Origin of the sequence: Sphingomonas azotifigens NBRC 15497, assembly GCF_002091475.1 — a bacterium.
Classification (GTDB): domain Bacteria; phylum Pseudomonadota; class Alphaproteobacteria; order Sphingomonadales; family Sphingomonadaceae; genus Sphingomonas; species Sphingomonas azotifigens.
This window is the reverse complement of record NZ_BCTR01000052.1, coordinates 21,193-33,025: the sequence shown is the minus strand read 5'-3', so window position 1 is coordinate 33,025 and position 11,833 is coordinate 21,193. Positions and strand designations below refer to the sequence as shown.

Below are 11,833 nucleotides of genomic sequence, written 5' to 3'. Positions count from 1 at the left end.
TTCTTGCGCGCGGTTGCGCCAGTTTGGACAAATCGCGCGCGTTTCGCGGTGGCGCCCCGCGATCATGAACGCGGGGCGCGAGGGCAAACCTCGGGATAGCTTGGATCCCGCCGCCTGCCCGGGGAAATAGGCAACGACCCGTCGCCGTGGCCCTGCACGGCGGCGTCGCACCGGAGAGTGCCGCTGACGATGGCCGAGCGCCGCTACATCTTCGCGCCGGAAGAACGGCCGCTTTTCCCGGGTGCGCCCTATTCGCCGCGGCTGTCGGCCGGGAGCCGCTGCGGCTATGCGCTGTCCGGTGTAGTGCTGGCGCTGGCGAGCGGCCTCGGCAACGCGCTGATCACGACCAACCTCTACGTCATCGCGGGCAATATGGGCCTTTACGTTGCCGAGGCGAACCTGTTGCTCGCGATCTTCGTGGCGTTCAACGCCACGGCGAACCTGCTGCTGGTAAAGGCGCGCATCCAGTTCGGCATCCCCGCCTGCATGCATGCGATCCTCGGCGCGCTGATCCTGGGCGAGGGAATCGCGCTGGTCTACCCGTCGCTCGGCACCACGATCCTGGCGCGCGCGATCAGCGGCGTGGCGTCCGGCGGGCTGACGACGATGGGGCTCTACAGCTTCTTCCAGGTGTTCCCCGCGCGGCTTCGCCCGATGGCGGTGATCGTCGGTTTCAGCCTGCCGCAGCTGGCCGTGCCGATTGCGCGGCTGGTGCCCGTGGAGGCCGTCGCGCTCGAGCATTGGGCAGGCGTGCACCGGATGGAGCTCGCGCTGGCGCTCGCGGCCTGGGCGCTGACGACGCTGCTGCCGCTACCGCCGACCGACCGAACCAAAGTCTTCCAGCCGCTCGATGCGCTCACCATTGCGCTCGCCCTCGCCGCGATGCTGCTGGGGTGCACGGGCCTGGCGTTCGGGCGCTTCTACTGGTGGACGGACACGCCCTGGCTCGGCTGGATGTTCGCCGGTGCGCTGCTGCTGCTCGGGCTCGTGTTCGCCGTCGAGGACAGGCGCACGCAGCCGCTCCTGCAGGTGCGCTGGTTCGGCACCGCCGACGTCCTGCTCATCGCCGGCATTTCGCTCGTCGTCCGCATCGCGCTGACCGAGCAGACCTATGCCGCGGTGGGGCTATTGTCGCTGGGCGGGCTGACCAACGATCAGCTGCATGGCCTGTTCGCAGTCGTCCTGCTTGCGATGATCGGCGGCATCGCAGTCGCTGCATGGCTGGCGCGGCCGGACCGGCTGTTGCCGATGATGCTCGGATCGGCGCTCGTCATTGCACTGGGCGCGTGGCTCGACACGCATGCGACGAGCGATACCCGTGCGACGCAGCTCTATCTGAGCCAGTCGCTGCTCGGCATCGGCACCACGCTTTTCCTCGGCCCGGCGCTGCTCTTCGGCATCGCGCGCGTTCTGGAACGCGGGCCGACGCATCTGGTAAGCTTCGTCGTCCTGTTCAGCACCACGCAGAATCTCGGTGGGCTGGCCGGAGCGGCATTGCTGGGCAGCATCCAGACGATCCGCACCCGTGTGCACGCGGAAGCGCTGGCGGACGCGATGCCGGTCGGCAATCCGCTCGCAGGGCAGCGCATCGCCGTCGACGCTACACAGATCGCTGCCCAGTTGCCGGATGCGGCGGCCGCTGCCGCGCAGGCGCGCGCGCGCCTGGGCGGCGCATTGCAGACGCAAGCCAATGTCCTCGCCTTCAACGACACCTTCTGGGTGGTGACGCTGCTGGCGCTTGGGCTCGCCGTCTTCCTCGCGGCGGTCATCCTCGTTCGGGAGGGCCGCAGGCGCCGGGCTGCACGGCTCGTCGGCGCCGCCCCATGAACGCATCCAAGGTTTGGCACCCGCCGCGATGCTGCAGATCTGCGGCAGCGTCTCCAGCGACGGGCCGCGATCGTATCTGGCACGACGTGGTGCTGACACGTCTTCACCTGTACCACAGTGGCATTCGTTCCCGTCAAACGCGGCTCGCTCAGGACGGGTTGGGTGCCGAAATGGAGTCGTTCTTTGCCGATCAGGCACGTTACGACCACGTAACTGCCAAAGGGCAGAATGTGGGCTCATCAAAATCGTGAGAAAACTGGCGCAGCCGACAGGAGTCGAACCTGTGGCGTCTGTCTTCGGAGAGACAAATTCAGGTATTTTTACGTCCATAGGCGCCAACCAGCTTTCAAATATTTCAGTATCTTAGTGGCATCGATGCGCGCTTGTTCGGCACCGTCCAGAGGGGTATATTTGAACCGCACCGAGTTTGCCGGAGGCCCCAACTCCTGAGAGGAAGGGGCTACGATGAGCAAGACGACGAACAAGTTCGCACCGGAGGTACGCGCCCGCGCGGTTCGGATGGTGCAGGATCACGAGGGCGAGTATCCGTCTCGTTGGGCGGCCTTGGTATCCATCTCCGAGAAGATCGGCTGTTCGGCGCACACGCTGAACGAGTGGGTGAAGAAGGCCGAGGTTGACAGCGGGAAGCGTGCCGGGGTCCCGACCGACCTTGCTGACCGGCTCAAGGCGCTGGAATGCGAGAACCGTGAACTGCGGCAGGCCAACGAAATCCTGCGCAAGGCATCGGCTTATTTTGCCCAGGCGGAGCGAGCCAGAGTGTTTGGCGCCCGTTCAGACGATGATCGCTTTCATCGACGAGCATCGTGGGGAGTATGGGGTCGAGCCGATCTGCCGGGTTTTGCCGATCGCCCCCCATCCACCTATGATGACCAGGATGCCAAACGCCGCGACTCGTCGCGGCTGTCCGTTCGTGCGCGACGAGACCAGGCGCTGAAGCCGGAGATCGTGCGGGTCTTCGCCGAGAATTTCGGTGTCTATGGTGTTCGCAAGGTTTGGCGGCAGATGCGACGCGAAGGGTTCGAAATTGCCCGATGCACGGTCGAGCGGCTGATGCGCGATCTCGGCCTCGAAGGCGTAGTCCGGGGCAGGCCGGTGCGCACCACGGTCAGCGACAAGACGGCGCCATGCCCGCTCGACCGGGTCAACCGTCAGATACATGCACCAGCGCCGAATATGCTGTGGGTCTCGGATTTCACTTACGTCCCGACCTGGGCGGGATTCGTCTATGTCGCATTCGTGATTGACGTCTACGCCCGCTACATCGTGGGCTGGCCGGTCAGCCGGACAGCCCATGCCGGCTTCGTGCTGGATGCTCTGGAGCAGGCTATCCACGAGCGGCAGGCGGTTCATCGGGGCGGCCTCATCCACCACAGCGACCGCGGCAGCCAATATGTATCTATTAAGTACACCGAGCGCCTGGCCGAAGCCGGTATCGAACCGTCCGTCGGCAGCGTCGGTGACAGCTACGACAACGCTTTGGTCGAAACCATCAACGGCCTTTTCAAGGCCGAGGTGATCCACAGGCGCGGGCCGTGGCGGTCCTTCGAAGCTGTCGAGTACGCTACGCTCGAATGGGTGGACTGGTTCAACTATCCTCGGCTGTTCGAGCCCATTGGCAACATCCCGCCTGCCGAAACCGAAGAACAATATTATGCTGCCGCGGACAACATCGATATGGCGGCGTGACTCACAACCCAATGCCTTCGGCAGACCCGGTGCGGTTCAGGTCGCCGATCGACAGGGCGGTCAACGGAGCGCGGCGAGGAGCCCGTCGCGAAGCCACGCCCCCAGCCAGCCGCCGACGATGGCGGCGCTGCCGGCTTCGCCATGCGCGTCGGCAAGGGCCGTGCAGAGCGCGCCGAATTGCATGCCCGCCTCCAGCTGGAGGATCGCCGTCGCCTCGGCTTGCTCGATCGTGCGGAAGCTGGGGTTGAAGCCGTCGCGCCAGAGCAGCACGGCGCCAGGCGCGGGCAGGCGCTGGACGGCAGGCGGAACGGTGCCGTCGACAAGCGACTGCCACAAGGCGGCGGCATTGCTCGTCACGGGCAGCATGGCGAGGGTGGGCATGAAGGCGAAGCGCGCCGTTTCCCATTGTACTTCGCCGAGCGATTCCGCGGAGAGGGGGGCAAGGTCGGGCGTGGTGAACGCTGCCGCCAGCGCCCATTCGATGCGCGCCAGCTCGGCGCATTCGGGATCGTCGGGATAGAGCGCCGCGATGGTCGCCGGGAAGTCCTCGCCATAGGCATCGAGCGTCCAGGCGGAGGGCGGCGACGCTTCGACATGCCGTGCGGCGGCGGCGAGGAACGCCGTCTCGCCCAGCCAGCGCTGCAGCTGCGGAAAGCTGCTCTGCAGCGCGGCGACCAGCTGGCTGCGATAATTGTTGAGATAGACATCCAGACCCGCACCGCCGCCCAGCCGCGTCGCCGCGTCCGGGCATTCCGCCCGCAGCCAGCGGCCGAAATCCGCCTGAAGCGCCGCCAGCCTCATGCCGCCACCCGCAGCGCTGCAATCGCGCGCGCGTGATCGAGTTCGGCGAGCAGCTCGGCGAGCGGGGGAATGGCGTCGTCGCGCTCGATCATCGTCGCGACCGGTCCGACACGCGCCAATGCCTCGGCATAGAGCGCCCAGACCGGATCGGGCACCGGCTTGTCGTGCGTGTCGATCAGCAGCGTCTCGCCGCGGCTGTGCCCGGCAAGGTGGATCTGCCGCACACGAGCGGCGGGAATGCCGGCCAGATAGGCATGCGCGTCGAAGCCATGGTTGGTCGCGCTGACGAAGATGTTGTTGACGTCGAGCAGCAGTTCGCAGCCGGTGCGCGCGCACAGCGCGTCGAGAAACGCCCATTCGGTCATGTCCGCACGATCGAAGGCGAGGTAGCTCGACGGGTTCTCGATCAGCATCGTGCGGCCAAGCGCGGTCTGCGCCGCATCGACATTGTCGCACACGGTCCGCAGCGCCTCCTCGGTATAGGGCAAGGGGAGCAGGTCGTGCGACTGGAAGTCGCCGAACCGCGTCCAGCAGAGATGGTCCGAGACAAACAGCGGCTCGACCGCGTCGACCAGCGCGCGCAGGCGCTGCAGATAGTCGCGATCCACGCCGTCCGCGGAGCCGACCGACATCGACACGCCGTGCAGCGCCACCGGATGGCGCTCGCGCACCCGGCGCAAGATGTCGCGGGGGCGGCCGCCGGGTACCATGAAATTTTCGGAGATGACTTCGACGAAGTCGACCGGGACCGGCGCCGCGGCCTCCAGGAAATCGGCATAATGCGGCTTGCGCAGCCCCAGGCCGAAGCGATGCGGGTGGGCCATGCCCCTACTCCTTCAAAACGGGGCGGCCCGACGGGGAGGTCGGGCCGCCGGGCGCTTCACTTCTTTTCGGTGAGGCTGCCGCCCTGCGCCTTGCAGGCCTTGGCGGAGACCGCCTTGAAGCCCTGGCCCTTGCACTCGTTCTGGCCCTTGCAGTCATGGTTGCCCGACTTGCAGTCCGACGTGCCCTTGCAGCTGTTGATGCCGTAGCAATGGACGACCTTGCCGGCGGGTGCGGCATGGGCGGCGACGCTGGCGCCGGACAGGGCGACAAGGGCGGCGGTGGCGGCGATGCTGGCGCCGGTCTGGAGCGTGATCATGAAGAGTTTCCCTTGGATGGATTGGTGCCGGTTCGGCCTTCCACCTACGAGCCGGCGCGAAGGCCGGTTACACGCTCACCACCGCAGCACGCGCGGGCCGAGCAGGGCCCCCAGTCCGGTCGCCAGCAGGATGCCGAGGCTGTACCAGGTCAGCACGAACACCGCGGCGAACTCGTCGCAGTGGAGGCAGTAGATGGTGGCGGCCCAGGCACCCGCTGCCAGACCGGCGGCGGCGCCGGCCGCGCGCAGGTTGGTCGGCGCCAGCTTGCGGAACGACCAGAGCAGGCCAAGGAAGATCGGCACCGCGAGCAGCAGCACCCGCCAGGGGCAGCGGTTCCAGCTGCCGCCCAGCCACATCGACAGCCAGTCGCGCATCGGCGTGCGGATCATTTCCTCGATGGCGAGCGCCGCGAGCAGCAGGATCGGCAGCGCCAGCGGCCACAGCATGCGCAGCGATCCGCCCTCCGGCCGGGCCAGCCGCACCGTCGCCGCGACCGCGATCAGCCCCAGCGACAGCGTGTACGCCCATTTCATCCAGAAGGAGAAGCCGAACATCGCCTGCGGGAAGTCCGGCCGCATGCCGAACAGCGCGAAGACCAGCCCGATGCTCACCACGCCGCCGCCGGCGATGCCGAGCGCGATGCGGCGCCCGATGAAGCGCGGCGGGATGGGCGGCACGTCGGCGGACAGCGCGGCGATCAGCCGCTCGGTGCTGCTGGTGTCGGGGTCTTGCGCCATCATTCGTGCCCCCGCAGCCGCGCCGCGAGCGCCTTGAGCCCGCGATGCACCGATACCTTGACGTCGGACTGGCCGATCCGCGCGCCCTCGGCCGCCTCGGCGACGCTCAGACCCTCCAGGTGCGTGTCCCGGATCGCGCGGGCCTGCTTGCCCGACAGGCCGGACAGCAGCCGCTCGATATCGAGCCGCGACGTCACCGCTTCCTCGAATCCCTCGGTGATCAGGATCGCCTCGACCTCCTCGATCGGCACGGAAACGCGGCGCCGGCGAAGATGGTCGATCAGCCGGTAGCGGGCAACGGCATAGAGCCAGGCGGTGAACGGACGATCGCGGTCATAGGTGCCGCGCTTGGTATGAATGGCGATCAGCGTTTCCTGCACCAGATCCTCGATATCCTCATCCCCCCGCATCCGCCGGCGAAAGAAGCCGCGCAGCAGCGGGACGAGCGCGCGCAGCAACGCCGCATGTGCCGCGGCATCGCCGTCGAGTCCCGCCGTCATCCACGCTCGTAGCTCTGCTTCGCTGTGCCGCATTCCCACTCCTGGTCGGGCGTACGTGGGCGAATGGCGGCAGGTTACAGCAGCGGTGCGGAAAAGAAATCGCGGGCGCGGCCAGGTCGGGTTTGTAACCGCGCTTCCGCCCCCGGCGTACGGCAGCAGGTGACCCGGCGCCTCCGCCTTCCCCGGGGTCACCGCGCGGCGGCCATGCCCCCTGCGGGCCGCCGCGCGAGAGGCCCCCTCGAAGGAGAAGTCCTATGATCAAGACGTCCGCCGCGCTCGCCGCGACCCTCGCCCTCGGCATCGCCGCCACCGCCGCCCATGCCCAGCAGCCCAAGATGGAGAAATGCTACGGCGTCGCGCTCGCCGGCAAGAACGACTGCAAGGCCGGCGCCGGCACCAGCTGCGCCGGCACCGCGACCAAGAACTATCAGGGCAATGCCTGGAAGTTAGTCAAGGCGGGCACCTGCACGTCGATCAAGACCCCCAAGGGCAACGGTTCGCTGACCCCCAAGGCCTGACGCCCCGCCCGGCCGCGCGTGGCCGGGCATCCCCTGACACCCGGAGTCCGCCATGCGATCCTTCGCCACCCTCTATACGCGTGCGGGCGACCTTGCCGCGCGTCTGCTGCCGCCGGTGCTGCTGCTGCTCGTCGCGCGGCTGGGCATCGCCGCCATCTTCTTCCTGTCCGGCCGCACCAAGGTGGAGGGCTGGCTGACGATCACCGATTCCACCTATGAACTCTTCCGCACCGATTATGCGCTGCCCTTCGCGCCGCCGGTGCTCGCCGCGCATCTGGCGACCTATTCGGAGCATTTCTTCCCGATCCTGCTCGTGCTGGGGCTGTTCACCCGGCCCGCCGCGCTGGCGCTGCTGGGGATGACGACGGTGATCGAAGTGTTCGTCTATCCCGATGCCTGGCCAACGCATCTCAGCTGGGCAGGGCTGCTGCTCCCGCTGATCGCCGCCGGGCCGGGGGCGTGGTCGCTCGATCGGCTGCTCGGGCTGGAGGTGCGACCTGTGTTAATGATAGATCGCTAGGATCTGCGGAAGTACAATCGCGCTGCGGTCACCCCACTTGAGAAAGGCGGTGCGGCTCCCGGCGGTCTGGTGCTTTGGGCTGTTCCGCCGCTCTAACAAATGTCGAATGTTGGCTCCTGACAAGCGCTACCGTTCGACATGCCATCGCGGATCGGTAGCTCAGTCTCACTTTCGGCCCTTCCGCTTCTGTACTGATTCCCGCTCCCGGCATCCGGATGCCGGCGTCCCAAGGCCCGATTGGCAGCTTATATTTCTTCGCCTCTCATCCACGCTTCCTAGCGATCCGGATGGCGTTGGAAGCGGCAGCCGCTCGGATTCGGGCAGAGGCGTGCGCCCGCAACCGCAGGAGTCCGGAAGGGGATATTTGACGTATATCTGACAAGTTTGCTGCTGATCCAGCTAAACCATTGAAAAGATGGCGCACCCGACAGGATTCGAACCTGTGGCCTCTGCCTTCGGAGGGCAGCGCTCTATCCAGCTGAGCTACGGGTGCCTGGAGCAGGCCGCCTAGCAAAGCCTCTCGCCGAACGCCAGCCCGTTTTCGGCAGCCGGCGTGCAAAAGCTCAGGCGGGCTCGGGCGGCTGCTTTGCCTTGGGAGCCGGGGTCTTGGGCTTGAACGCGCACAGGTCGGCTACCGGGCAGCGCCAGCATTCGGGCGTCCGCGCCTTGCAGACGTAGCGGCCGTGGAGGATCAGCCAATGGTGGGCGTGCAGGCGGAACGGCTGCGGCACCGTCCTTTCAAGCTTCAGCTCCACCGCCAGCGGCGTCTTGCCCGGCGCCAGGCCGGTGCGGTTGCAGACGCGGAAGAGGTGTGTGTCGACCGCGAAGGTCTCCTGCCCGAACGCCACGTTCATCACCACATTCGCAGTCTTGCGGCCGACGCCCGGCAGCCGTTCCAGCGCGTCGCGATCGGCGGGGACGTCGCCGCCATGGTCGCGGATCAGCGCCTCGGACAGCGCGATGACGTTCTTGGCCTTGGTGTTGAACAGGCCGATCGTCTTGATGTGCTCCTTGAGGCCCGCCTCGCCCAGCGCCACCATCTTCTCGGGCGTGTCTACCTCGGCGAACAGGCGGCGGGTCGCCTTGTTGACCCCCGCGTCGGTCGCCTGGGCGGAGAGCACCACCGCGACGAGCAGCGTGAAGGTGTTGACCGATTCGAGCTCGGTTTCAGGGTGCGGATTGTCCGCCGCCAGCCGCGCGAAGAACTCGACGACCGCCGCCTTCTTCACACGCCGAGCACCTGGTCCATCGTGTAGCGGCCCGGCTCGCGGCCGGCGAGCCAGAGCGCGGCGCGAATCGCACCCTTGGCGAAGATCGCGCGATCGTCGGCGCGGTGGGTGAGCTCGATTCGTTCGCCTTCGCTGGCGAAGACCACCATGTGGTCGCCGATCACCGAGCCGCCGCGCAGGCTCGCCATGCCGATCGTGCCGGCAGCGCGCGGACCGGTGAGACCGGCGCGATCGCTCACCCCGGCGTCGGCGAGCGTGGTGCCCATCGCCTCGGCAGCGGCGGCGCCCAGCATCAGCGCGGTGCCCGATGGCGCATCGGCCTTGTTGCGGTGGTGCATCTCGACGATCTCGATGTCCCAATCCTGCCCGAGCCGCTGCGCCGCCTCGTGCACCAGCCGCGCGAGCAGCCCGATGCCGAGCGAGGTGTTGCCGGTCTGCAGCACGGCAATGTCCTCGGCCGCGGCGTCGATCATCCGGTGGTGGCGTTCGCCGAGGCCGGTGGTGCCGATCACGATCGGCGTGCGCGCGGCGCGGGCGGCGGCGAGATGGGCCTCGAGCGCCGCGGGCGCCGAGAAATCGACGATGACATCGGCCTTGCGGGCAAGCTCGGCGGGATCGTCGCCGGCATCGGCGCCACCCGCTGCGCGCGCGCCGAAATCGGGAAGGGCGGCGGCGATCGCCTGTCCCATCCGCCCCATGCTGCCATAGATGCCGATGCTCGTCATGGCCCGCGCTGTTGCACGATCCTGGGGCCGAACGACAGAGGCTATTTTTGTGCGTCGTCCGCCTTTTTCTTTTTGGCACCCAGTGGAATCCGCAGCGTCACGAAGGCGGCGGGCACCGAGGCGATGCCGGCGCTGTGCTGCTGGGCCTCCGCACGGACCTCGCCGCCGCCCGGCAGACGGAAGCTGGGGTCGACCGCGCGGCGCGGGGCGGGCGGTTGCGGCGTGGGGACGATGCGATAGCGATCGGGTTGATCGCGCGTGCAGACGATGATGTCGTCGTCGCTGGTCGGGGTGGGGCAGCGCTGCTGGGTGAGCGAGCGATGCGCGATGGCCGCCGTATCGTCGTCGCTGGCGGGCCCGCGCACCTGCGATGGCAGGAGGAGCGCGACGAGGGCAAAAGCGAGCAGGGCCATGGTCTTGTCTCCGATCCTTGCAGTGCCGAGAGGAACCGAGCTTTGCGGCGCCACCAAGGCGGCGCTAGGGTCGCGGCATGGCCAGTCTCCGCAATCTCGTGATTCTCACCGGCGCCGGCATCTCCGCCGAGAGCGGCATCGCCACCTTTCGCGGGCCTGGCGGACTGTGGGAGGGGCACCGGGTGGAGGATGTCTGCACGCCCGAGGCGCTGGCGCGCGATCCGGCGCTGGTCCACCGCTTCTACGACCTGCGCCGTGCCGCGCTCGACGATGTCGCGCCCAATGCTGCGCACCATGCCCTCGCGCGGCTGGATGCGGCATGGCCGGGCGACCTGCTGATCGTCACCCAGAATGTCGACGATCTGCACGAGCGTGCCGGCGCCACGCGACTGCTCCACATGCATGGCGAGCTGCGGTCCGCCCTGTGCGCCGCCTGCGGCATCCGCGAGCGGTGGAGCGAGCCGCTGCCGCCCGAGAGCGAATGTCCCAATTGCGGCATGCTGGCGCTGCGGCCGGACATCGTCTTCTTCGGCGAGATGCCGTACGCGATGGAGCGGATCGAGGCGGCGCTGGTGGATGCCGACCTGTTCGTTTCGATCGGCACCTCGGGCGCGGTCTATCCGGCGGCGGGGTTCGTGCAGACCGCACGGCATCATGGCGCGGCGACGCTGGAAATGAATCTCGATCCGTCGAGCGGCAGCCACTGGTTCGAGGAGAGCCGCATGGGGCCGGCCGGCACGCTGGTGCCGGCCTGGGTCGACGAACTGCTCGCGAACGCCTGACGCAACAACGCACTGGCGCCGCGCCGCATTGTGCGGGAGGATGGCGGCAAGGTCCCGGCAAAGGGTACCAGATCAGGGGAGAGAAGCGGGATGGCCCAGCAGGCGATCTTCATTACCGGCGGCGCATCCGGCATCGGCCGGGCGGTGGCGCTGTTGTTCGCGCAGCGCGGCTGGCGCGTGGGCCTGGCGGACGTCAATGCGGCCGGGCTCGCCGAAACGCAGGCGCTGTTGCCCGAGGGAACGACGACGACGCATTTGCTCGACGTGCGCGATCGCGAGCAGTGGACCGCGGCGCTTGCCGGCTTCGCCGAGGCGAGCGGCGGGCGGATGGACGTGCTGTTCAACAATGCCGGCATCGGCACCAGCGGCCCGTTTGCCAGTGCGACGCCCGCCGAACTGGAGCGCTGCAACGCGGTCAACTTCATGGGGGTGGTGCACGGCGCCCATGCCGGGTTCGCGCTGCTCGCCGCGACGCCGGGATCGGCGATGCTGATCACCAGCTCGGCGGCGGGCATCTATGGCACGGCGGGCGCCGCGATCTATTCCGCGACCAAGTTCGCGGTGCGCGGGCTGGCCGAGGCGCTCGACGGGGAATGGGCAGCGGCGGGGATCCGGGTGCGGACGCTGATGCCGTCGTTCATCGATACGCCGCTGCTCGACCAGCCGACCGGCGGCTCCAACCAGCTGATCCGCGAGAATGTGCGCCGTGCGGGGCTCGAGATTTCGCCGGTGGGCGATGTCGCCGAGGCGGCCTGGGCGGCAGTGCACGGCTCGGCGCTCCACACCCGCGTCGGCAAGACCGCGCGCAAGCTGTGGTTCGCCGCGCGCTGGATGCCGGGGGCGGTGCGCAAGCAGGGGCAGCGCAGCCGACTGGGTCGACGCTAGGCTTGGCAGCCCCCTCCCGACCGCGATACGGGGGGCGGAAGCGAAAC

13 protein-coding genes, 1 tRNA gene, 1 pseudogene and 1 other annotated feature are annotated in these 11,833 nt (G+C 68.1%); of the genes and pseudogenes, 6 read left to right on the top strand and 9 right to left on the bottom strand.

Annotated elements, in window-relative coordinates; genetic code table 11:
- The first annotated feature begins 177 nt into the window (after positions 1-177).
- Both SAZ01S_RS16595 and SAZ01S_RS16590 read left to right on the top strand, forming a co-directional pair.
- Positions 178-1,827 (top strand): MFS transporter, encoded by a 1,650-nt coding sequence (locus SAZ01S_RS16595; RefSeq protein ID WP_218018103.1) that lies wholly within the window; start codon positions 178-180, stop codon positions 1,825-1,827.
- A gap of 465 nt (positions 1,828-2,292) precedes the next feature.
- Positions 2,293-3,426, top strand: a pseudogene (locus SAZ01S_RS16590) (IS3 family transposase); the annotation flags it as partial.
- Positions 2,574-2,701 (top strand) — a sequence feature (AL1L pseudoknot). (Overlaps the previous pseudogene by 128 nt.)
- Before the next feature lie 168 nt (positions 3,427-3,594).
- Here the strand turns inward: SAZ01S_RS16590 and SAZ01S_RS16585 are convergent.
- From SAZ01S_RS16585 to SAZ01S_RS16565, 5 genes are all read right to left on the bottom strand, one after another.
- Positions 3,595-4,335 carry an HvfC/BufC N-terminal domain-containing protein gene (locus tag SAZ01S_RS16585; RefSeq protein ID WP_084583396.1) on the bottom strand — a complete coding sequence of 247 codons (741 nt, stop codon included), beginning with the start codon at positions 4,333-4,335 and terminating at the stop codon, positions 3,595-3,597.
- Positions 4,332-5,159 (bottom strand): MNIO family bufferin maturase, encoded by an 828-nt coding sequence (gene bufB / locus SAZ01S_RS16580; RefSeq protein ID WP_084583395.1) that lies wholly within the window; start codon positions 5,157-5,159, stop codon positions 4,332-4,334. Before bufB ends, SAZ01S_RS16585 begins: the two co-directional genes overlap by 4 nt.
- A 56-nt stretch (positions 5,160-5,215) precedes the next feature.
- Positions 5,216-5,476 carry a BufA2 family periplasmic bufferin-type metallophore gene (bufA2, locus tag SAZ01S_RS16575; protein WP_084583394.1) on the bottom strand — a complete coding sequence of 87 codons (261 nt, stop codon included), beginning with the start codon at positions 5,474-5,476 and terminating at the stop codon, positions 5,216-5,218.
- A 75-nt stretch (positions 5,477-5,551) separates the two neighbouring features.
- Positions 5,552-6,217 carry a DUF1109 domain-containing protein gene (locus SAZ01S_RS16570; protein ID WP_245824948.1) on the bottom strand — a complete coding sequence of 222 codons (666 nt, stop codon included), beginning with the start codon at positions 6,215-6,217 and terminating at the stop codon, positions 5,552-5,554.
- Complete coding sequence (locus tag SAZ01S_RS16565; protein WP_245824946.1) at positions 6,214-6,714, bottom strand: sigma-70 family RNA polymerase sigma factor; 501 nt, start codon at positions 6,712-6,714, stop codon at positions 6,214-6,216. Before SAZ01S_RS16565 ends, SAZ01S_RS16570 begins: the two co-directional genes overlap by 4 nt.
- A 254-nt stretch (positions 6,715-6,968) precedes the next feature.
- On the opposite strand from SAZ01S_RS16565, the gene SAZ01S_RS16560 reads away from it, so the two are divergent.
- Both SAZ01S_RS16560 and SAZ01S_RS16555 read left to right on the top strand, forming a co-directional pair.
- Positions 6,969-7,232, top strand: coding sequence for a BufA1 family periplasmic bufferin-type metallophore (locus SAZ01S_RS16560; RefSeq protein ID WP_084583391.1), 264 nt, complete (start codon positions 6,969-6,971; stop codon positions 7,230-7,232).
- Positions 7,233-7,284: 52 nt separating this feature from the next.
- Entirely contained in the window at positions 7,285-7,752 is a 468-nt protein-coding gene (locus SAZ01S_RS16555; RefSeq protein WP_084583390.1) for a DoxX family protein, read from the top strand.
- Positions 7,753-8,168: 416 nt separating this feature from the next.
- Here SAZ01S_RS16555 and SAZ01S_RS16550 read toward each other — a convergent pair.
- The 4 genes from SAZ01S_RS16550 to SAZ01S_RS16535 form a co-directional block, all read right to left on the bottom strand.
- A tRNA-Arg gene (locus SAZ01S_RS16550) sits at positions 8,169-8,245 on the bottom strand.
- Between the two features lie 70 nt (positions 8,246-8,315).
- Entirely contained in the window at positions 8,316-8,981 is a 666-nt protein-coding gene (nth, locus tag SAZ01S_RS16545; RefSeq protein ID WP_084583389.1) for an endonuclease III, read from the bottom strand.
- Complete coding sequence (gene dapB, locus SAZ01S_RS16540; protein WP_084583388.1) at positions 8,978-9,706, bottom strand: 4-hydroxy-tetrahydrodipicolinate reductase; 729 nt, start codon at positions 9,704-9,706, stop codon at positions 8,978-8,980. Before dapB ends, nth begins: the two co-directional genes overlap by 4 nt.
- Positions 9,707-9,747: 41 nt before the next feature.
- On the bottom strand, positions 9,748-10,119 hold the full coding sequence (locus SAZ01S_RS16535; RefSeq protein ID WP_084583387.1) for a hypothetical protein: 372 nt from the start codon (positions 10,117-10,119) through the stop codon (positions 9,748-9,750).
- Positions 10,120-10,196: 77 nt separating this feature from the next.
- On the opposite strand from SAZ01S_RS16535, the gene SAZ01S_RS16530 reads away from it, so the two are divergent.
- Positions 10,197-10,901 carry an NAD-dependent deacylase gene (locus SAZ01S_RS16530; RefSeq protein WP_084583386.1) on the top strand — a complete coding sequence of 235 codons (705 nt, stop codon included), beginning with the start codon at positions 10,197-10,199 and terminating at the stop codon, positions 10,899-10,901.
- A gap of 90 nt (positions 10,902-10,991) precedes the next feature.
- Positions 10,992-11,786 (top strand): SDR family oxidoreductase, encoded by a 795-nt coding sequence (locus tag SAZ01S_RS16525; RefSeq protein WP_084583385.1) that lies wholly within the window; start codon positions 10,992-10,994, stop codon positions 11,784-11,786.
- The last annotated feature ends 47 nt before the right edge of the window (positions 11,787-11,833 follow it).